We start from the raw sequence: 18,933 nt of genomic DNA on the forward strand, positions 1-18,933 counted from the left end.
GTGATCAACGCCCTGAAGCACGCCTTCCCCGGCGGCCGCTCCGGCAAGATCGTGGTGGGGTACGCAAGCCATGGTCTCAACTGGACCCTGACGGTTCGGGACGATGGCGTGGGCATGCCCAAGGATGCGGCGAGCGCGACGCCGGGCCTGGGCACCAGCATTGTCGAGGCCCTGGCCAAGCAGCTTCAAGCCCGCATCCAGGTGGAAAGCCCGGGTCACGGCGTCGTCATCTCGGTGATCCACAGCCAGCTCGCGGCCGTCGAAAACCCCTCCCTCAGCGCGAGCGGCAGCGCGAATTAGGTCGTCGGGATGGTCGACGGCAGCTGGTAGGGGTTGTTGATCGACACCCGCGAGCCGGGCGTCAGGCCCAGTTCCTCGAACGACCATATGAGCTCGACGCCGTCGGCGATCGGGGTCTCGCACTCGTCCTGTTCGATCCGGCGCAGGGTGATGGTGGAGTCGGCGCCCATGTGGTCCACGATCGGCCGCAGGTCCGACTTGTCGGTGCAGCCGTTTGAGCTGACCCAGAACACGGCCAGGTCACGGGTGATGGCGGCGGCGTGGATGGGCTCCAGCTGGCCCGGCATGGCGGCTGTGCGCGTGGTCTCGCCCCGCTGAAACAGGGCGCAGCCGGACGTCGCCAGCGCGGCGGCCGCGATCAGAACGAGCGTGCGGATGGACCCCATGTCCCTGTAATCCTGTTCAACAGAGTCATGATCGCTCAATTCGGGCTTTTTCGCACGTGATTTCGCGGACGGCGCGATCATGAAACAGAAAAGGCCCCGGATTGCTCCGGGGCCTTTCCAGTCCGGATCGGAAAACGATCAGGACGAGTAGTATTCGACGACCAGGTTCGGCTCCATCTTCACCGCGAACGGCACGTCGGCCAGTTCGGGGAAGCGGACGAAGCGGACCGAGAAACCACGGTCGCCCAGTTCCAGGTAGTCGGGGATGTCGCGCTCGCCGGACTGCTGGGCTTCGAGCACCAGAGCCATGTTGCGGGACTTTTCCTTGACCTCGACGACGTCGCCGACGCGCAGGCGATACGAAGCGATGTTCACCTTCTTGCCGTTGACGGTGACGTGGCCGTGGTTGACGAACTGACGGGCGGCCCAGGGGGTCGGCACGAACTTGGCGCGATAGACCGTGGCGTCCAGACGGGCTTCCAGCAGGCCGATCAGGATTTCCGAGGTGTTGCCCTTACGGCGCGCAGCCTCGTCATAGGTCTTGCGGAACTGCTTCTCGGTCAGGTTGGCGTAGTAGCCCTTGAGCTTCTGCTTGGCCTTCAGTTGCAGGCCGAAGTCGGAAACCTTGGACTTGCGGCGCTGGCCGTGCTGGCCGGGACCGTAGGAACGCTTGTTGACCGGCGACTTGGCGCGGCCCCACAGGTTCTCACCCATGGCCCGATCGATTTTATACTTGGCGCTATGGCGCTTCGACATTCTGTTCTCTTTTAAATGATGCGGCCCGGCCCCTCCGCGAATGGAGGGACGATCTCAACGGCGGTCCACGCATCGTCCGTAGTCAATTCGCGCGCCGGACCGGGGTCAGGCGCGTGAAGGGGCGGCTTATGCCCATGGACAAAGCTTAAGTCAACGTCCGCGAGGCCTCGTGTTACGCCGGTCTTCCAACGGGAGCCCGACAAATGACGTCCAGACTGTTCGCCGTCCTCGCTGCCGCCCTCGGCCTGTGTGCCGCCCCCGCTGTCGCCCAGACGACCGCCGGACCCGAGATCGACGCCGCCGTCGCCCAGCTGATGTCCCGGACCGGCTCGCGCGGCCTGGCGCTGGCGGTAATCGACAGCGGACAGGTCGCGTATGTGAAGGCCTATGGCCAGAGGAACGAGGCCGGCGACCCTCTCACCACAGACACCATCATGTACGGGGCCTCCCTGACCAAGACGGTGTTCGCCTGGTCGGTGATGCAGAGGGTGGATGAGGGCGTCGTCGATCTGGACCGACCGCTGGCCGCGACCCTGCCCGACCTGCCGTCGATGTATGACGAGGATCTGGCGGATCGGTACTCGGACTGGCGCGGCCTCGCCGAAGACGCGCGCTGGCGGATCATCACGCCCCGGATCGCCCTGACCCATTCAACCGGCTTCGCGAACTTCGGCTGGTTGGAACCCGACCAGAAGCTCCGCATCCACTTCGACCCCGGCTCTCGCTACGCCTACTCCGGCGACGGCCTGATCTTGCTGCAGTTCCTGTTGGAACAGGGCCTCGGTCGGGATCTCGGCCGGGACATACAGGACGGCGTCTTCACGCCCCTGGGCATGACGAACACCAGCATGATGTGGCGGCCCGACTTCGCCGCCAACCTGGCCGATGGCTGGATGATCGACGGCTCCGTCGAGCCGCACGACGAGCGAGGCACGGTGCGCGCCGCCGGCTCGATGGACACCACCATTCGCGACATGGCCCTGTTCGCCGCCGCCCTGATGCGCGGCGACGGCCTCAGTCCTGCCGCACGCGCCGAGATGCTGCGTCCCCAGTTACCGATCACCACCCGGCAGCAGTTCCCGACCCTCCTTCCCGACCTGCCGTCCGAGGCGCGCCGTCCCGACCTTCAGGCGGGGTTGAGCGTCGTGACCTTCTCTGGCCCTCAGGGACCGGGCTTCTTCAAAGGCGGCCACAACGACTCGACCGGCAACACCATGGTCTGCATCGAGCGCGGCCAGCGTTGCGTGGTGATCCTGTCCAATGACGTCCGGTCAGAACCGGGCTTCGCCGCGCTGGTCCGTGTCGTGCTGGGCGAAACTGGCGTGCCTTACGAATGGGAATACGGGACGAACTAGGGCTGGGCGGGCGTTTCCGGGACCCAGACGAAGCCATCCGCCTGACGACGGAAGGTGCCCAGGCCCGGGAAGGGGAAGTGGACGCCATAGGTCCGCAAGGATTGAGTGGCCCCGCGCCCCAGAACGGCCAGCCGCGTCGCGATGGCCGCGTCGGAATCGAAGTCCCACTGGTTCACATACTCCGGACGCTCGACCGAGATGATCGAACTGTGGAGGGCGTCGCCGAGATAGAGCAGCCGGTCCTGACCGGAGACGATCTCATAGCCTGTATGGCCCGGCGTATGGCCCTGCAGGGCGACGGCCGTGATCGACGGCGTCACCTGGGCGCCGGGTTCGAAGGCCTCGACCCTGGGCGTGATGATGGGGATCAGGGCGGCCAGTTCGGCGTCGGCTTGCAACGCGGTCCATTCAGCGGCGCTCATTCGGATCGTGGCATTGGGGAAGGTCAGGACCCCGTTCGAAACCAGGCCGCCGACGTGATCGCCGTGGCCGTGTGAGATCAGGATGTCGGTCACCTGCGCCGGCTGGACTCCGGCGGCGGCCAGCGAAGCGGGCAGGCGGTTGGCGGTGCCCATCTGGCCGCCCGCTCCGGTGTCGATCAGCACCACCTTGTCGTCGCCCCGGACCAGCAGGGGCTGGATGGACAGATGGATTTTCGCATCGCCCGAGGGTCGCAATGCTTCGGCGACCCCGGCTGTGTCCGCCCAGGGGCTGGAGCCGGTCGCGTTGTCCAGGGCCAGATCGCCGTCCTTCAGCGCGACCGCCTGAAGTTCGCCGATCGTGAAGGGATAGACGTCCGTGCTGGCCACCGGCCGGGCGGCCGGAGCGGCGGGCGCATCGGTCTTTTCGGCTGGCTTCTGGCATCCGGCCACGATCAGGCCGGACAGGATCAGGGCGGCGGCGAGCTTGAACTGGGTGGTCATGGCATCCCTTGGGGAGAACGAACGGCCCTGTTCAGATAGGTCGAAGAGGACAGGACGCCAGACGGCGAACCGTGAAGCTCGTTCACGATCCGCCGCCTGTTGCAGATCGGCCTCGATCAGGCCGTGGCGGCCGCGAAGAGTTCGTTCGCCTTGTTCCAGTTCACCACTGTCCAGAAGGCCTTGAGGTATTCGGGACGGCGGTTCTGGTACTTCAGATAGTAGGCGTGTTCCCAGACGTCGGCGCCCAGGACGACGGCGCCCTTCTGTTCGGCGACGTCCATCAGGGGGTTGTCCTGGTTCGGCGTGGACGTGACCTTGAGTTTACCATCCTGGACGATCAGCCAGGCCCAGCCCGAGCCGAACTGGCCGGCGCCGGCGGCGTTGAAGTCTTCCTTGAACTTGTCGAGCCCGCCGAGGTCGCGATCGATTGCGGCGGCCAGCTCGGCCGAGGGTTCGCCGCCCTGACCGACGGGGGCCAGAAGTTCCCAGAACAGGGCGTGGTTCCAGTGACCGCCGCCGTTGTTGCGCACGGCCTTGGGCGCGATCGAGATCGAGGCGAACAGATCTTCCAGCGACTTGCCCTGCAGGCTCGCATCGGCGTCGACGGCCTTGTTCAGATTGTCGACATAGGCCTGGTGATGCTTGTCGTGGTGGAAGGTCATCGTCTCGGAGTCGATGGCGGGCTCCAGCGCGTCATAGGCGTAGGGCAGGGGCGGAAGGGTGAAGGCCATGGGGAGGCTCCTTGTGGTCGATGAATCGGTAACGCGCATGTAGGCGCCCTGTGTCCGCAGCCAATGGCTTCAGGGATCGAAATCCGCGCGGCAATGTACGCAGCCGGAAACAAAAGATGGAACATCGGTATTTCCGGTCCGTTGTACTTCTGAACGGGAAATATACCGGGAAGGAAATCCCATCTTTCATTCTATCTCGAAAGAGAACGAGGAACGAAAACTCGCCCCGATGTCCACCAGAGGCGTCAAATTCATCACCCGCGCTGCGGCCGTTCTTGCAGTTTTCGACAAGAAGCCCCGCGATCCGGCAGCAGATACTGAAATTCAGTCCGCAACAGACGCAGACCGTCCGACGCAGCCTGCGGAACGGCTGGCCCTTCGCCTCTACCCGAACCGCCAATTCACCATGACCGTTGGCCCGTTGGCGAGCGCCTAGACCGTGTCGGCGGGCAGGTTCGCCTTCAGACAGTCCCGCACCGCCCGCTTCAGACTTCCCGGCGCATTCAGGAAGTCGACGCCGTCGGCCTCCAGCACCACCTTCACCGCCGCATCAAGGCCCGAGGGGAGGGCGGCGATGACCTTCTTCTGCCCCTTGTCGTGCAGGCAATGCCCGAGTTCGTTGCACAGGGCGGCGAACAGGTCATCGTAGGTGTTGGCGTTCATTTCGTTCCCGGGGGCTTGTCGAAACAGCATGTCAGGCGCCGTTCGCATCTTCATTAGCATTCTTGGCAGGGCGTACACGCGCAATGGCGGCCCCGACCGCGTCCCGCATGGCCTTCTGGGCACCGCCTGCCGCCTCACTCACGGACTTTCCCAGCTTCTCCAAGGTCAACCGCCGTTCATCATTGAACGTCGCAGCAATGGCATCGACCGCTAGCCGCTCCCGTTCGTCGAGCTTGCCGTCCACAGCAATGACCGCTTCGAGGAACACCAGGATCTCCCGCTGCATCAGTTCCGCGTTGCAGTCGGGATTCGTCGCCTGAAACTGAGCCAGAGACCGCGCAATCTCCTTGATCGCCGACTGACCGGCCAGCGGCTCCAAGGCAGTAAGGGCATGACCCACATAGGTTGGATGATACCCCCAGTCATCGACCAGATGCTGCGAAATGAGCCAGCGCTCTTTCTGGGTCACGCGACCATCGATCTTCGCCACGGCCAGAGCCAAGGCTCCGATCAGGTCAAGCAGACCCATAGCCAGAAGATCCAGTGGCGTATTGATGAAATGCGGGATCACATCAACTCGCGACTTCTGCGCCACCCAGCGGGTCAGGCCGTAGTAGAGCCCGCCGGAAGCTGCCCCCGCCGCTACTACCCAACCGATTGGCGTGGCCGCAGCGGCACCGATACCAAGGAACGACAGAGCGCCGCCCGTCGAAGCAAAGAATGTGGTGGCGACGACCTTGGAGGCAGCGATCCCGGCGCCCGTGCTCACCATCCCGCCGACATCCCACATCTCCTGAAGGCGCTTTCGCGCGCGCATCAGTTTATAGGTGTCTTCCCCCATTCTCAGTTGCCGTTTGAAGCGCAGGGGATCGGCGACGACCACGGGCACATCGACTAGGTCAGGTGCTTCGGCCGCCTCGGCGTTTCGGGTCACGTCAGTTCCTTCAGTCTTTCCGCATGGAAGGCGACATGGTCGGCGATGAAGCTGGCCATGAAGAAATAGGAGTGGTCGTAGCCGGGCTGCATCCGCAGGGTGATCGTCTGTCCCGTCGCCTCGCCCGCAGCGACCAGCAGTTCGGGCTTCAGTTGCTCGGCGAGGAACGAATCCGCATCACCCTGATCGATCAGGATGTCATCGAAATGGCCGCGGGCGGCGCCGGCCTCGATCAGCAGGGCCGCATCGTGTTTCGCCCACCCGGCGCGGTCGTCGCCCAGATAGGCGGCGAAGGCCTTCTCGCCCCAGGGGCAGCGCGTCGGCGAGGCGATCGGCGCAAAGGCCGAGACCGAGCGGAACAGCGCCGGGTGACGCAGCGCCAGGGTCAAGGCGCCGTGGCCGCCCATCGAATGGCCGCTGACCGAGCGGGTCTTCGTCGTCGGAAACTCCGCGTCGATCAGGGCGATCAGCTCGGCGGCGACATAGGTCTCCATGCGGAAATGGGGCGCCCAGGGCGCCTCAGTCGCATCGACATAGAAGCCCGCGCCCTGACCGAGATCATAGGCGGGATCGTCGGCCACGCCGTCGCCGCGCGGCGAAGTGTCGGGGGCGACGATGATGACGCCATGCTCCGCCGCTGCGGCGTAGGCGCCGGCCTTGGTGGTGAAATTGTCCTCGGTGCAGGTCAGGCCCGAAAGCCAGATCAGCACAGGGAACGGTCCCTCGCCCGGCGGAACGAACACCGACAGGGTCATCGGGGTGCCGGTCGAACTGCTGTCGTGCCGGAGGTAGCTCAGCGTCCCGCCGTGGACGGCGTGGGTCTTGGTGGTGGTGAAGGTCATGCGCTGTTCTCAATACTCTGAACCGGCAAGCCCAGCGCGCGGGCCTTGTCCGCCAAACGCTTGTCGGCGGTGACCAGCATCGAGGCCTCTCGGCGCGCCAGTGCCATATACAGGCAGTCATAGACCGGATGATTGATCTCGGCGCTGAGACGCTGAGCCGCGCCGACGAGCAGTCGGTCATCGGTCAGCGTCAGAAGGTCGGGAAGCACCGCCACGCTCTCGCAAGCGTCTTCGATCTGCATCCGGCCGATCCTGACGTACTTCCACATCGCGTTCGCGACCTCGGCCAGAAGCAGGGTCGGCGCGATGGCTTCGTACAGGCGTTTGACCTCGAGCGCCTTGGCGTGAAGCGGGTCGTCAGTGACGTACCAGCGCACTACAATGCTGGCATCGACGACGGCAAGGGTCACCGATCGCGGTCTTCGCGGATCATCGCGTTGATATCCAGTCCGGCGCCGCGGGTCTGTTCACCGATCCGCGCAACCGCAGCTTCGAAACGTTCCTCGGCCAGTCGAACCTCACGCGCGGCCAAATCGCGGAATTTCTGCTCCAGCGAGATGTTTTCGCGGCGCGCCATAGCCTTCAGACGCTGCACAACATGATCATCAAGATCGCGGACGAGAACCTGAGCCATGGCGAATGCTAGCACAAAGCTAGCATTCGCTTCAAGCCGATCACCCCACGCGGTGCAGGGCGCAGATCTTGTTGCCTGACGGATCGCGCAGATAGGCCAGGTTCAGGGTGCCGAACGCGCCGACGCGCTCACCGGGCGGGTCTTCGATCGACGTGCCGCCCGCGGCGACCCCGGCGTCGTGGAAGGCCTTCACCGCGTCCGCGTCCCGGGCGGCGAAGCCGATGGTGCCGCCGTTGGCATGACAGGCGGGCTCGCCGTCGATCGGCTTGCCGATGGCGAAGGCGCCCCGATCCGTGCGCCACCAGTAGCGACCCTTCGGATCCGGGCCGCTGGATGCCGGAATGCCGAGCGCGCCGAGCGCCGCATCATAGAATTTCCGCGACGCCTCGATGTCGTTCGCGCCGACGGTCATGTGGGTGAACATTGATTCCCTCCCTCAGTTAGGGATAGTTTTTTTAACAACTATCTCGATGACGCAAGCTCTAGAACACCACCACCGAACGGATGCTCTCGCCCGCATGCATCAGGTCAAAGGCCTCGTTGATCCGCTCCAGCGGCAGCGTATGCGTGATCATCGGGTCGATCTCGATCTTGCCGTCCATGTACCATTCGACGATCTGGGGCGTGTCGGTCCGGCCCCGCGCGCCGCCGAAGGCCGAGCCGCGCCAGACGCGGCCGGTGACAAGCTGGAACGGGCGGGTGGAGATCTCCTTGCCGGCCTCGGCCACGCCGATGACGATGCTCTCGCCCCAGCCGCGATGGCAGGCCTCGAGCGCCTGTCGCATGACCACGGTGTTGCCGGTGCAGTCGAACGTATAGTCGGCCCCGCCGCCGGTCAGCTCGACCAGATGGGCGACGACGTCGGAGACGTTTTTCGGGTTCACGAAATGGGTCATGCCGAAGCGGCGGCCCCATTCTTCCTTGGTGTCGTTGATGTCCACGCCGATGATCATGTCGGCGCCGACCATCTTCAGGCCCTGGATGACGTTCAGCCCGATGCCGCCCAGGCCGAAGACCACGGCGTTGGCGCCCGGCTCGACCTTGGCTGTGTTCACGACGGCACCGACGCCCGTCGTCACGCCGCAGCCGACGTAGCAGGCCTTGTCGAAGGGGGCGTCCTTGCGGATCTTCGCCACCGCGATCTCGGGCAGGACCGTGTAGTTCGAGAAGGTCGAACAGCCCATATAGTGGGCGATGGCCTGGCCCTTGTAGCTGAAGCGCGAGGTGCCGTCGGGCATGACGCCCTTGCCCTGGGTCGAGCGGATGGCCGTGCACAGGTTGGTCTTGCGCGACAGGCACGACTTACACTGGCGGCATTCGGGCGTGTAGAGCGGGATGACGTGGTCGCCGACGGCGACCGAGGTCACACCGGGCCCGACCTCGACCACAACGCCCGCGCCCTCGTGGCCGAGGATGCTCGGGAAGATGCCCTCGGAGTCCAGACCGTCCAGCGTGTAGGCGTCGGTGTGGCAGATGCCGGTCGCCTTGATCTCGATCAGCACCTCTCCGGCGCGCGGACCCTCCAGATCGACCTCGACGATCTCCAGCGGACGTTTGGCCTCGAAGGCGACGGCGGCGCGGGTTTTCATGGGGGAGGTCCTTGTCTCGCGTCTTCCTTCTCCCCTTGTGGGAGAAGGTGGCAGGCGAAGCCTGACGGATGAGGGGTTACACCGGCGACGAACGGATTCAAGACCCGAACTCAAAGGTCTGCGCGACCCCTCGTCCGCCCTCTCTCCGCTTGGCCGCCTTCTCCCGCAGGGGGAGAAGGAAAGAAGACAGCCTGCGCTGGAAACCGTCACCATTTGCGGCGATGACGACCGCATGACCCATCGCAACCTCGTCGTTCTGACCGGCGCCGGCGTCTCGGCCGAGAGCGGCGTGCCGACGTTTCGCGGCGCAGACGGCCTGTGGGAAGGCCATCGGTTCGAGGACGTGGCGACGCCCGGGGCCTTCGCGCGCGACCCCGAACTGGTCCAGCGGTTCTACAACCTGCGTCGAGCGGCCCTTTCGACGGTCCAGCCGAACGGGGCGCATCGCGCTCTGGCCGAGCTCGCCGCGCGGTGGGAGGGCGACTTCCTGCTGGTGACCCAGAACGTCGATGACCTGCACGACCGGGCGCTGGCGGAGTTAATGCCGGGGTTGGGGTTCGAGCTGATCCATATGCATGGCGAACTGCTGAAGGGACGCTGCACCCGGTCCGGCGTCGTCTCGGACTGGCCCGGCGACATGGCCGTGGACGAGCCCTCGCCCGATCACCCCGAAGGACGGATGCGGCCGCACATCGTCTGGTTCGGCGAGATGCCCTTGCACATGGACCGGATCGAAAGGGCGCTGTCGGCCTGCGACCTGTTCGTCTCCATCGGCACCTCGGGCGCGGTCTACCCGGCGGCGGGGTTCGTGGATCTGGCGCGCAGGGCCGGGGCGCGGACGGTGGAGATCAACCTTGAGCCCAGCCTTGGGGCGGGCCTGTTCGACGAAGGCGTATACGGACCCGCGACGGAGACCGTGCCGGGGTTCTTCAACGCGCTTCAATAAGTCCTCCCCCATCGGGGGAGGTGGCGCGGCGCGCCTTCGCGACGTGACGGAGGGGGTCAGCCGCGAACTCGGCGTCCGGGGTTAGCCCCCTCCACCGCTTCGCGGTCCCCCTCCCCCGGTGGGGGAGGATTGCTCTCGCGCCAGCCGTTCGAGCACCCGGCCGCGGCCCTTCGACAGGGCGGTGATCACGCCGCGGAAGGTGGCGACTTCCTGCTCGGTGAAGCCACTGCGGCCCAGCATGACGCGCAGGTTCTGGCTCATGGAGCGGAACTTCTCCGGCGGATGGAAGAAGCCGGCGGCGTCCAGCTCGCGCTCCAGATGCTCGTACATGCCGAGCTGGAGTTCGCCGGACGCGGGCGGCTCGGCCTCGCGGAAGTTGGGCGGCGGGGCGTCGAGGACGAGGGTGCGCCACTCATAGGCGTTGATCGCCACAGCCTGGGCCAGGTTCAGGCTCTGGTGGCGGGGGTCGATGGGGATTGTCGTGATTCCCTGGCACAGGGCGATGTCGGTCGTCTCCAGACCGGCCCGTTCGGCGCCGAACAACAGGCCGGTCTTCAGGCCCGAGGCGGTGTCGTCATAAAGGACGCGGGCGGACTCGCGCGGGGTGCGCACCGGCTGGCGGGTCTCGCGCGGGCGGGCCGTGGTGGCGAAGACGGTGTTCAGGTCGGCGATGGCGGCGGCGACGCTGTCGAACACCTCGACCCCGTCCAGCACCCAGTCGGCGCCCGAGGCCATCGCCCAGGCTCGCTCCTGGGGCCAGCCGTCGCGGGGGCTGACCAGCCGCAACCGGTCCAGTCCGAAGTTCGCCATCACCCGCGCCACGGCGCCGATGTTCTCGGCCATCTGCGACCGATCCAGGATGACAACGGGGGGAGTGAAGACGCTCATCGCGCCTGAGTATCCCTTCTCCCGCAAGGGGAGAAGGGTTCTGGATGCCTAGTCCTCGCCGATCATGGCCAGCCACGGGTCGGCTGTTCCGGCCTCGACCTCGGCCACCTTGACCGCCGGCCAGCCGATCGACTGGGTCCCTGCATCGCGCCAGGCCAGGGTGATCAGGTCGCGCAGCTCGGCCGCGCCCGCCGCCAGCCGCGCCGTGGCGAACTCTGCGCCGGGCGTCAGCACGGGCGCTTCGGCGTCGGCCGCGAAGGCGCCGGTCTTCTCAAGCCGGTAGAAGGGAATGACCTCGGCCAGGGTCGCGTTCAGATAGGTCGCCATACGGGTGCGCAGGTCGAAGCCGTCGAGGTTCGGCGCCGGCATGACCGCCTCGACCGCGTCCAGCCGCGTGTTGCGACGGATGAAGCCGCCCTCGAACGCGCCGTGGGTGCTGCGCGCGTTGGTGAAGCCCTCCGGGTTCGGATAGTCGCCCCAGCCGTTGTAGTGGATCGACATATGGTGCGGCTGGGAGCCGTCGCCGACGTAATGGGACAGATAGCCGATATCGCGCAGGATCAGGGCCTCGCGACGCTGCCGGTCCTCGCGGTACCAGGCGCGCTTGCCGGGATCGAGCTCGCGGGCCTCGGCCGCGTTCAGGACGCGCCAGGTGGCGAAGTCACGGGCCAGCTGCTGGTAGCCGTCCATGATGGCGTAGGGCAGGTAGCCCGCGTCGTTGACCTCGATTCCAGCCGTCAGAAGCTGGGCGTCGTATTCGCTCTTCAACTGGGGCAGTTCCGACAGGGTCGGGCCGCGCTCATTCATGACGTGGCCGTTGTCGTCCAGGTCGACGAAGTGAGCCGTGTCGCGCTCGCGGTCGTGCGGCTGGCCGGCGCCCTTGGTGCGGTCGGGCTCGCGCGAGAGTTCGCCGACCTCGGCGACGGCGCCCGGGTTGCGCAGGAAGGCCGGCAGTTCGTCGGACAGGCCGCGCATGGCGGCGACGCCGATGGTGCGGTGGCCGGTTGCGCCCCAAGCGTCGACCCGGGTGGCTGTGATCGCGCCCCCCGTTCCGACGATCAGGGCCGCGACGGCGACGAGGGCGATGCGCTTCATGACGTCTCTGCTTTCAGGCCCGTGTGGACCGTCCGCCGTTAGATCCACGCCGCGATGGCGTCCAGCGGCTTCTTCTCCAGCGCCGCGAGCGGCACGGTCGCGTCTTCCGCCGGATGGCCGGCCACGAGCAGAAGGAAGGGCTTCTCCTCACCCGGCCGGCCGCAGATTTCGCTGAGGAAGCTCATCGGCGCCGGGGTGTGGGTCAGGGTCGCCAGACCCGCGTGATGCAGGGCCGCGATCAGCAGGCCGGTGGCGATGCCGACACTCTCGGGGACGTAGTAGTTCTTCTTCTGGTCGCCTTGCCGGGGGCCGCCGCGCTTCTGGCCGAAGACGGCGATCAGGACCGGCGCGACCTCCAGGAAAGACTTGTCGGGATCGGTTCCCAGCGGAGCCAGGGCGTCCAGCCATTCCTGTGGGGCCTTGTTCGTATAGAACTCCAACTCCTCCGCCTCGGCGGCGGCTCTGATCCGGGTCCGGACCCCGGGGCTCTCGATCACCGAGAAGAACCAGGGCTGGTGATTGGCTCCGGACGGCGCCGAGCCGGCGGCCAGCAGCGCCTGCTCGACGACGGCCCTCGCCACCGGCCGGTCGGAGAACTCCCGGACTGTGCGCCGCCCGGCCATCCGGGCCAGAAAGGCCGTCACGCCCGACAGGCTCTCTTCGTCGTCGATAGGCCCATAGCCGGCCAGCGGGGTCGCGGGATGATCTTTCATGGATACGATCATAAGGCAGAGCTTCGATCCACTCCACATCATTGACGATCCCTCCCGTTGGCCCCTACCCCTACTTTCCTGTCCTGTCGGAGCCGATCATGAAGCGCCTGCCTTTCAAGGGAATGTCCCTCGCCGCCGTCTCCCTGTTCGCGCTCCTTGCCGCGCCCGCACTCGCGCAGCAGGCGCCGGTGATCGACCAGAACTCGGTCGCCGCCCATATCGGCTTCCTGGCCGGGGAGGAACTGCAGGGCCGGGGCAGCGCCACGCGCGACGAAGCCATCGCCGCCGCCTATGTCACCGCCCAGTTCCGTCTCGCGGGCCTGACCCCGGCTCCGGGCATGACCGGCTACGTCCAGCGCGCTCCGGTCGTGAAGACCACGCCGTCGGGCGCCGCGACCGTGACCCTCGGCGGAACCACCCTGACCCAGGGCCCCGATTTCGGCATTCTGACGGGCGGGCTGAACGCGGCCTCCGGCGCCGTGACGGTGGCGACCGATCCGGCCGCCCTCCCGTCCGGCAGCGAGACCCTGATGATCGCCCCGGCCGAGGGGCCCGGCGTGCGCGCCCTGTTCGGCGCGGCCATGCGCAGCGGCGCGAAACTGATCCTGCTGCGCCGGACTGAGGCCCTGGCCGCCGCCACCGGCAACGGTGGTTCGCGCGAGCCGGTCATCCGCCTGGCCGACGCCACGCCGCGCGTCGGACCTGTCGTTCTGGTGCTGGCGCCGGAGGCTTATGACCGTCTCGCGGCCGCCGGCGGAACGGCCGCCTACGATCCCGGCCAGTCCACCGTCGAACAGGGCTTCACCTCCAACGCGATCGGCTGGCTGCAGGGGACCGAACCCTCGGCCGGCGTCCTGATGATCTCGGCCCACCTCGACCACATCGGCGTGCGCTCGGACGGGGTCGTCATGTACGGCGCCAACGACGACGGCTCGGGCACGGTGGCGGTGATCGAACTGGCCAACGCCCTGGCCGTCAACGGCCCGCATGAGCGCAGCATCATGTTCGTCGCCTATGGATCGGAAGAGGCCGGCCTGCTGGGTTCGCGCTACTTCGTTCAGCACCCGCCGATCCCCCTGACCGACATCGCCGCCAACCTCGAGATCGAGATGATCGGCGACCAGGATCCGCAGCTTCCGGCCGGGGTGATGATGATGACCGGCTTCGAGCGTTCGAACTTCGGCGCGGCTCTGAAGGAACGCGGGGCCCTGATCGGTCCGGACCCCTATCCGGAACAGAATTTCTTCCAGCGTTCGGACAACTACGCCCTCGCGCTTCAGGGCATCGTCGCCCACACCATCTCCGGCTGGGCCACCATCCCGACCTATCATACGGCCGAGGATACGATCGAGAACCTCGACATCCCCTTCATGACCAATGCGATCCAGTCCCTGGTCGAACCGTTGAAGGCGATGGCTGACGGCGACTTCACGCCGGAGTGGGCCGAGGGCGGACGGCCGGCGGCGCAGTAGGCGATCCCGCGAGATAGGGGACGCGCTCAGATCAGACTGACCGCCAGGTTCACCGCCAGCGCCACCAGCACGGTGTTGAACACGAAGGCCGTGACACTGTGGACCGTCGAGAGACGCCTGATTCCGCGGTCGGCGATCTGCACGTCGGCGGTCTGGGAGGCGACGCCGATGATCAGGGAGAAGTGCAGAAAGTCCCAGTAGTCGGGATCGGTCTCGCCGGGAAACAGCAGGCCGCCACGGTCGCCCTTTCCCGCGGGCGCGTAGAAGCGGTGTGCGTAGTGCAGGCCGAAGATGACGTGCACGAACAGCCAGGAGGCGGCGACCGTGCCGAGGGTCAGCAGGGCCTCGACGCCCTTGCCGATGCCTGCGGACCCCGAGGCGGCTTCTGAAATCACGACCGCGATACTGGCGGCGGCGGCCAGCAGGCTGAGCGGCAGGACGGCGACCCCCGCCTCGTCCAGATCGGCGGCGCGGGCGCGGATGGCGTCGACGGATTGCGTGCGGGCCAGCTTGATGAAGGTCAGCATCAGGAACAGGGCCACGCCCGCATCCCATCCCGCCGCCAGCCGCACGCTCCAGCGCCACTCGGTCGGGGCGGCCAAGGCGATCATGGTCGCCCCCGCCATACCGGCCAGCAGCACGCCATGCAGCCTCAGAACCCGGAACGGCGGGCGGGCTGCGGGCGGTGCGGGCGGTGTGGCCATCAGGTTCCGGGCTGGACGTAGGGGATGGCGGCGAACAGGCGGCGTTCGGCGCCGCGCGGATCGTCCTCCATCCGGGCCGGCGCGTCCATGATCATCGTCTGGCGGCGGGTCAGATCATAGGGCGTCCAGGTCGGCAGGCCGGAGTGGTTGGGGTCGCCGTCGCGGGCCAGGGCGACGAAGGCCTTCGACAGTCGGTCGGCCATGGGCTGGGATTCGGGTCCCTGTGCGCGGCTGCCGGTCGCCATGACGTTGTCGAGGGCCAGCGGGATGTCGTCGGTGTGCATGGCGCCGCGTCGGCCGCCATCAATCGGAGAGGTCCAGTCCAGTTGATAGACCCAGGCCGGGGTTCCCGCTGCGGCGCGGGCCTCGGCCTCGATCACCGCGCCGCGCCATGAGCGGGCGGCCGTCGTAGCCGCGAAGAAGACGTCGGAGGGAGAGTAGTCGGGATACATCTGACGATAGGCGGCGATGACGGGCTCGGGTGCGACGTCGATACGGAACTCGCGGCCCGTCAACTTGCCGGGCAGGTCGTCCCAGGTCAGGGCGAAGTTGGCCGGGTCGTTGCCGAGGAAGGCGCGGGTCTCGTCGTGGGTGTTGCCGATGATCATCGGGATGTGCGCCGATTGGGAGGGCGCGTCCGGATAGAAGGGGTGGCGCATCAGGCTGCGGTTGTCGAGCACCGGACCCCAGTAGAGGCCGCCGAAACCGAGGACAGGGTCGGTCGCTTCGGAGGCCTTCAGCAAGTCCTCGACCGGCAGGGTCGCGGCCTCGGCGGCGCGCTCTTTCGGCAGGCCCAGGGCATCGAGCCAGGCCTCTGCCCTGCGGGTCGCGTTCCAGGGGCCGGAAGCGGTGACCTGCTGGCCGCTCATGGTTGCGGCGCGGTGGAACAGGCCGGCGGCGGCCGGCGTCGCCATCATGGTCGCGATCTTGGCCCCGCCGCCCGACTGGCCGAAGACCATGACGCGGCCGGGATCGCCGCCGAAGCTGGCGATGTTGTCGCGCACCCATTCCAGGGCGAGGTGCAGGTCCAGCTGTCCGGCGTTTCCACTGTCGAGGAAGGGGGCGCCGGCGATGCGTTGAAGGAAGGCATAGCCGAACAGGTTCAGCCGGTGGTTCAGGGTGACCACGACCACATCGTTGCGCTTCGCCAGACGGGTCCCGTCATAGAGCGGACTGGAGCCGGAACCGTTCGAATAGGCCCCGCCGTGGATATAGACCATCACCGGCCGTCGCTCGCGATCGAGGCCGGGCGACCAGACGTTGAGGAACAGGCAGTCCTCGGACTGACTGGCTTCATTCCCTCCCTGCGGGCTGGCGGGGCCGTAGGCGAAGGCCTCTGCGGGAGCGGTCCAGGCGGCGGGGCGGACGGGCGGCTGGAAGCGGCGCGGGCCGGTGTCGGCGCCGTAGCGCAGGCCCTTGAACACAGCGACGCCGCCGTCCGTCTGGCCGCGCACCGGGCCGTTCGTGGTGGCGACGACGGGATGGGTCTCGGCCCGGACCGGGAGGGCGAGCGTCGGCAGGATCAGACCGGCGGCCAGAAGGGAACGACGGTTCATCCCTTCACCGTGCACCCCGGCGAAGGCCGGGGTCCAGATCACGGATGTCGAAGGTTCGGATCGGGCGTCGGTCTTGCTGATCATATGACGGTGTCTTCCATCTGGACCCCGGCCTTCGCCGGGGTGCACGGAGGGGAGGGTAGGGCGCGGAAGGGGTGACTGTCACCGGTGTCATTCTGATCCGCTCTTGCGGCCCCGATGGCGGTCGGCTCTAGTGCGATCACGCATTGTTACAGGCCGCCTCCCCAGCCGGTCTGCGCTGGAGATACGCATGACCCACCATGACCGCGCCGGCCTGTCCGTGGCCGCCGAACTGGCGAGCTTCATCGAGGACGAGGTTTTGCCCGGCCTCGCCATCGGAGCGGACGGGTTCTGGACCGGCGTAGCCGGGGTATTCGCGCGGTTCACGCCGGAGAACCGCAAACTGCTGAAGCGGCGCGACGATCTGCAGGCGCGGATCGACGGCTGGTATCGCGAGCGAAAGGGCCAGCCGCACGATCCGGCGGGGACCGAGAGCTTCCTGCGCGACATCGGCTATCTGGTCGACGAACCGGCGCCGTTCTCGGTCACGACGGAGAAGGTTGACGCCGAACTGGCGCGGCTGGCGGGGCCGCAGCTGGTGGTGCCGATCCTGAATGCGCGCTTCCTGCTGAACGCGGCCAACGCGCGATGGGGCAGCCTGTATGACGCGCTCTATGGCACCGACGCCTTGGGCGATCTGCCGCCGAAGGGGCCTTATGACACCGCACGCGGTGCTCGGGTGGTGTCGCGGGCCAGGGCCTTCCTCGACGAGGCGGCGCCGCTGGAAACCGGGTCGTACTCGCAGGTGACGGGCTGGTCGGTGGAGGCCGGCAAGCTGACGCCGGGCCTGAAGGATCCGGCGCAGTTCGTCGGCTATAAGGGGGAGCCGTCCGCGCCGACCTCGGTCCTGCTGGTCAACAACGGCTTGCACATCGAACTGGTTATCGACCGGTCGAGCGCGATCGGCTCCAGCGACCCTGCCGGCCTGTCGGACGTGGTGCTGGAGAGCGCGCTGTCGACCATCTGCGACCTGGAGGATTCGGTCGCGGCCGTGGATGCCGAGGACAAGGTCGCGGCCTACCGCAACTGGCTCGGGCTGATGAAGGGCGATCTCTCCGCCAGCTTCCAGAAGGGCGGCCAGACGCTGAACCGGACGCTGGAGCCGGACCGGACGTTCACGGCGCCCGGCGGCGGAGCTGTGACGTTGAAGGGACGGTCGCTGCTGTTCGTCCGCAACGTCGGCCACCTGATGACCAATCCGGCGATCCGGCTGGCGGACGGGACCGAGGCGCCGGAGGGCATCCTCGACGCCATCGTCACCTCGCTGATCGCGATGTATGACCTGAAGGGCATCGGCGCCTTCACCAACTCCGGCGCGGGGTCGGTCTATATCGTCAAGCCGAAGATGCACGGGCCGAACGAGGCGGCCTTCACCAACACTCTGTTCGACGCCGTCGAGGACCTGCTGGGCCTCGCGCGCCACACGATCAAGGTCGGGGTGATGGACGAGGAGCGGCGGACCTCGGCTAATCTGGCGGCCTGTATCCACGCGGTGAAGGACCGGATCGTCTTCATCAACACCGGCTTCCTGGACCGCACAGGCGACGAGATCCACACGGCCATGCAGGCCGGGCCGGTGGTGCGCAAGGCCGACATCAAGAGCTCGAAATGGATCGCCGCCTATGAGGCGCGCAACGTCGCCATTGGCCTGTCTTGCGGCCTCTCGGGCCGGGCCCAGATCGGCAAGGGCATGTGGGCGGCGCCCGACCGGATGGCCGACATGCTCGAGCAGAAGATCGGCCATCCGAGGACCGGGGCGAACACCGCCTGGACGCCCTCGCCGACGGCGGCGACCCTGCATGCGCTCCACTATCATGCGGTCGATGTCTTCGCGGTCCAGAAGGATGTGGCCGGGCGGCCGACGCCGGGTCTCGAGGATCTGCTGACGCCGCCGCTGGCGAACGGCGCCAACTGGTCGGAGCAGGAGGTCCGGGACGAGCTGGACAACAACGCCCAGGGCATCCTCGGCTATGTCGTGCGCTGGATCGACCAGGGGGTGGGCTGTTCCAAGGTGCCGGACATCCATGACGTCGGGCTGATGGAGGACCGCGCGACACTGCGGATTTCGTCCCAGCATATCGCCAACTGGCTGCTCCACGGCGTGTGCACGGCGGCCCAGGTCGATGCGGCCTTCCTGCGCATGGCGGCCAAGGTGGATGCGCAGAACGCGGGTGATCCGCTCTACAAGCCGATGGCGGGCGATCCGGAAGGGTCGCTGGCGTATCAGGCGGCGCGGGCACTGGTGTTCGAGGGGGTGGAGCAGCCGAACGGCTATACCGAGCCTCTGCTGCATGCGTACCGGCTGAGGGTAAAGGCGACCTAGAGCTGCGCTTCGTCCGGGATGACAAGGCCGTGCGACGGAGGA

General features: G+C 67.1%; 21 protein-coding genes. 5 read left to right on the forward strand and 16 right to left on the reverse strand.

The features are described from left to right. Complete coding sequence (locus ACW17Y_RS02880) at nt 1-300, forward strand: ATP-binding protein (protein WP_492037282.1); 300 nt, start codon at nt 1-3, stop codon at nt 298-300. Here ACW17Y_RS02880 and ACW17Y_RS02885 read toward each other — a convergent pair. Beyond that, the gene (locus ACW17Y_RS02885; protein WP_492037283.1) at nt 297-686 is read right to left on the reverse strand and encodes a hypothetical protein; all 390 of its coding nucleotides are present in this window, start codon (nt 684-686) and stop codon (nt 297-299) included. The two genes, ACW17Y_RS02880 and ACW17Y_RS02885, sit on opposite strands and share 4 nt — an antisense overlap. A 138-nt stretch (nt 687-824) precedes the next feature. Further along, entirely contained in the window at nt 825-1,442 is a 618-nt protein-coding gene (gene rpsD / locus ACW17Y_RS02890) for a 30S ribosomal protein S4 (protein WP_292152148.1), read from the reverse strand. Between the two features lie 203 nt (nt 1,443-1,645). Between rpsD and ACW17Y_RS02895 the strand changes: the two genes are divergently transcribed. Beyond that, nucleotides 1,646-2,797, forward strand: coding sequence for a serine hydrolase domain-containing protein (locus ACW17Y_RS02895; protein ID WP_492037284.1), 1,152 nt, complete (start codon nt 1,646-1,648; stop codon nt 2,795-2,797). Here the strand turns inward: ACW17Y_RS02895 and ACW17Y_RS02900 are convergent. From ACW17Y_RS02900 to ACW17Y_RS02940, 9 genes are all read right to left on the reverse strand, one after another. After that, the gene (locus ACW17Y_RS02900) at nt 2,794-3,720 is read right to left on the reverse strand and encodes an MBL fold metallo-hydrolase (RefSeq protein ID WP_492037285.1); all 927 of its coding nucleotides are present in this window, start codon (nt 3,718-3,720) and stop codon (nt 2,794-2,796) included. The genes ACW17Y_RS02895 and ACW17Y_RS02900 overlap by 4 nt on opposite strands. A 116-nt stretch (nt 3,721-3,836) precedes the next feature. After that, nucleotides 3,837-4,451, reverse strand: coding sequence for a superoxide dismutase (locus tag ACW17Y_RS02905; RefSeq protein ID WP_492037286.1), 615 nt, complete (start codon nt 4,449-4,451; stop codon nt 3,837-3,839). A gap of 432 nt (nt 4,452-4,883) precedes the next feature. Then, nucleotides 4,884-5,144 (reverse strand): hypothetical protein, encoded by a 261-nt coding sequence (locus ACW17Y_RS02910; protein ID WP_492037287.1) that lies wholly within the window; start codon nt 5,142-5,144, stop codon nt 4,884-4,886. 1 nt (nt 5,145) lies between these two features. Next, entirely contained in the window at nt 5,146-6,048 is a 903-nt protein-coding gene (locus ACW17Y_RS02915) for a tellurite resistance TerB family protein (protein ID WP_492037288.1), read from the reverse strand. Then, nucleotides 6,045-6,890 (reverse strand): S-formylglutathione hydrolase, encoded by an 846-nt coding sequence (gene fghA, locus ACW17Y_RS02920; RefSeq protein WP_492037289.1) that lies wholly within the window; start codon nt 6,888-6,890, stop codon nt 6,045-6,047. The genes ACW17Y_RS02915 and fghA overlap by 4 nt, the downstream gene beginning before the upstream one ends. Next, nucleotides 6,887-7,300, reverse strand: coding sequence for a type II toxin-antitoxin system VapC family toxin (locus ACW17Y_RS02925; RefSeq protein ID WP_492037290.1), 414 nt, complete (start codon nt 7,298-7,300; stop codon nt 6,887-6,889). Before ACW17Y_RS02925 ends, fghA begins: the two co-directional genes overlap by 4 nt. Further along, nucleotides 7,297-7,524 (reverse strand): FitA-like ribbon-helix-helix domain-containing protein, encoded by a 228-nt coding sequence (locus tag ACW17Y_RS02930; RefSeq protein ID WP_492037291.1) that lies wholly within the window; start codon nt 7,522-7,524, stop codon nt 7,297-7,299. The genes ACW17Y_RS02925 and ACW17Y_RS02930 overlap by 4 nt, the downstream gene beginning before the upstream one ends. Nucleotides 7,525-7,564: 40 nt before the next feature. Then, the gene (locus ACW17Y_RS02935; protein ID WP_492037292.1) at nt 7,565-7,948 is read right to left on the reverse strand and encodes a VOC family protein; all 384 of its coding nucleotides are present in this window, start codon (nt 7,946-7,948) and stop codon (nt 7,565-7,567) included. Nucleotides 7,949-8,006: 58 nt separating this feature from the next. Beyond that, nucleotides 8,007-9,113 carry an S-(hydroxymethyl)glutathione dehydrogenase/class III alcohol dehydrogenase gene (locus tag ACW17Y_RS02940; RefSeq protein ID WP_492037293.1) on the reverse strand — a complete coding sequence of 369 codons (1,107 nt, stop codon included), beginning with the start codon at nt 9,111-9,113 and terminating at the stop codon, nt 8,007-8,009. Between the two features lie 232 nt (nt 9,114-9,345). On the opposite strand from ACW17Y_RS02940, the gene ACW17Y_RS02945 reads away from it, so the two are divergent. Beyond that, entirely contained in the window at nt 9,346-10,059 is a 714-nt protein-coding gene (locus tag ACW17Y_RS02945; RefSeq protein ID WP_492037294.1) for an NAD-dependent deacylase, read from the forward strand. A gap of 81 nt (nt 10,060-10,140) precedes the next feature. Here ACW17Y_RS02945 and ACW17Y_RS02950 read toward each other — a convergent pair whose 3' ends face one another. Genes ACW17Y_RS02950 through ACW17Y_RS02960 form a run of 3 tightly spaced genes read right to left on the reverse strand, consistent with a single transcriptional unit; the run spans nt 10,141 to nt 12,755 of the window. Next, nucleotides 10,141-10,947 (reverse strand): RNA methyltransferase, encoded by an 807-nt coding sequence (locus tag ACW17Y_RS02950; RefSeq protein WP_492037295.1) that lies wholly within the window; start codon nt 10,945-10,947, stop codon nt 10,141-10,143. 48 nt (nt 10,948-10,995) lie between these two features. Beyond that, complete coding sequence (locus tag ACW17Y_RS02955) at nt 10,996-12,042, reverse strand: phospholipase C/P1 nuclease family protein (RefSeq protein ID WP_492037296.1); 1,047 nt, start codon at nt 12,040-12,042, stop codon at nt 10,996-10,998. 38 nt (nt 12,043-12,080) lie between these two features. Next, nucleotides 12,081-12,755, reverse strand: coding sequence for a nitroreductase family protein (locus tag ACW17Y_RS02960; protein ID WP_492037297.1), 675 nt, complete (start codon nt 12,753-12,755; stop codon nt 12,081-12,083). Nucleotides 12,756-12,853: 98 nt separating this feature from the next. Between ACW17Y_RS02960 and ACW17Y_RS02965 the strand changes: the two genes are divergently transcribed. Next, nucleotides 12,854-14,227: a M28 family metallopeptidase gene (locus ACW17Y_RS02965; protein WP_492037298.1), complete on the forward strand. Its 1,374-nt coding sequence runs from the start codon at nt 12,854-12,856 to the stop codon at nt 14,225-14,227. A 26-nt stretch (nt 14,228-14,253) separates the two neighbouring features. On the opposite strand, the gene ACW17Y_RS02970 is transcribed toward ACW17Y_RS02965, so the two are convergent. Both ACW17Y_RS02970 and ACW17Y_RS02975 read right to left on the reverse strand, forming a co-directional pair. Then, the gene (locus tag ACW17Y_RS02970; RefSeq protein WP_492037299.1) at nt 14,254-14,931 is read right to left on the reverse strand and encodes a DUF1345 domain-containing protein; all 678 of its coding nucleotides are present in this window, start codon (nt 14,929-14,931) and stop codon (nt 14,254-14,256) included. Beyond that, entirely contained in the window at nt 14,931-16,487 is a 1,557-nt protein-coding gene (locus ACW17Y_RS02975; RefSeq protein WP_492038231.1) for a carboxylesterase/lipase family protein, read from the reverse strand. Before ACW17Y_RS02975 ends, ACW17Y_RS02970 begins: the two co-directional genes overlap by 1 nt. 271 nt (nt 16,488-16,758) lie before the next feature. On the opposite strand from ACW17Y_RS02975, the gene ACW17Y_RS02980 reads away from it, so the two are divergent. Next, the gene (locus ACW17Y_RS02980) at nt 16,759-18,891 is read left to right on the forward strand and encodes a malate synthase G (protein WP_492037300.1); all 2,133 of its coding nucleotides are present in this window, start codon (nt 16,759-16,761) and stop codon (nt 18,889-18,891) included. Nucleotides 18,892-18,933 lie beyond the last annotated feature (42 nt).

The organism is Brevundimonas sp. AVps7, from assembly GCF_058681545.1.

Coding starts and splice junctions, on each gene's coding strand:
- ACW17Y_RS02945 (WP_492037294.1), top strand. CDS start 9,346: ATGACCCATCGCAACCTCGTCGTTCTGACCGGCGCCGGCGTCTCGGCC.
- ACW17Y_RS02935 (WP_492037292.1), bottom strand. CDS start 7,948: ATGTTCACCCACATGACCGTCGGCGCGAACGACATCGAGGCGTCGCGG.
- ACW17Y_RS02980 (WP_492037300.1), top strand. CDS start 16,759: ATGACCCACCATGACCGCGCCGGCCTGTCCGTGGCCGCCGAACTGGCG.
- ACW17Y_RS02910 (WP_492037287.1), bottom strand. CDS start 5,144: ATGCTGTTTCGACAAGCCCCCGGGAACGAAATGAACGCCAACACCTAC.
- ACW17Y_RS02970 (WP_492037299.1), bottom strand. CDS start 14,931: ATGGCCACACCGCCCGCACCGCCCGCAGCCCGCCCGCCGTTCCGGGTT.
- ACW17Y_RS02900 (WP_492037285.1), bottom strand. CDS start 3,720: ATGACCACCCAGTTCAAGCTCGCCGCCGCCCTGATCCTGTCCGGCCTG.
- ACW17Y_RS02960 (WP_492037297.1), bottom strand. CDS start 12,755: ATGAAAGATCATCCCGCGACCCCGCTGGCCGGCTATGGGCCTATCGAC.
- rpsD (WP_292152148.1), bottom strand. CDS start 1,442: ATGTCGAAGCGCCATAGCGCCAAGTATAAAATCGATCGGGCCATGGGT.
- ACW17Y_RS02950 (WP_492037295.1), bottom strand. CDS start 10,947: ATGAGCGTCTTCACTCCCCCCGTTGTCATCCTGGATCGGTCGCAGATG.
- ACW17Y_RS02895 (WP_492037284.1), top strand. CDS start 1,646: ATGACGTCCAGACTGTTCGCCGTCCTCGCTGCCGCCCTCGGCCTGTGT.
- ACW17Y_RS02975 (WP_492038231.1), bottom strand. CDS start 16,487: ATGAACCGTCGTTCCCTTCTGGCCGCCGGTCTGATCCTGCCGACGCTC.
- ACW17Y_RS02905 (WP_492037286.1), bottom strand. CDS start 4,451: ATGGCCTTCACCCTTCCGCCCCTGCCCTACGCCTATGACGCGCTGGAG.
- ACW17Y_RS02930 (WP_492037291.1), bottom strand. CDS start 7,524: ATGGCTCAGGTTCTCGTCCGCGATCTTGATGATCATGTTGTGCAGCGT.
- ACW17Y_RS02885 (WP_492037283.1), bottom strand. CDS start 686: ATGGGGTCCATCCGCACGCTCGTTCTGATCGCGGCCGCCGCGCTGGCG.
- fghA (WP_492037289.1), bottom strand. CDS start 6,890: ATGACCTTCACCACCACCAAGACCCACGCCGTCCACGGCGGGACGCTG.
- ACW17Y_RS02940 (WP_492037293.1), bottom strand. CDS start 9,113: ATGAAAACCCGCGCCGCCGTCGCCTTCGAGGCCAAACGTCCGCTGGAG.
- ACW17Y_RS02965 (WP_492037298.1), top strand. CDS start 12,854: ATGAAGCGCCTGCCTTTCAAGGGAATGTCCCTCGCCGCCGTCTCCCTG.
- ACW17Y_RS02955 (WP_492037296.1), bottom strand. CDS start 12,042: ATGAAGCGCATCGCCCTCGTCGCCGTCGCGGCCCTGATCGTCGGAACG.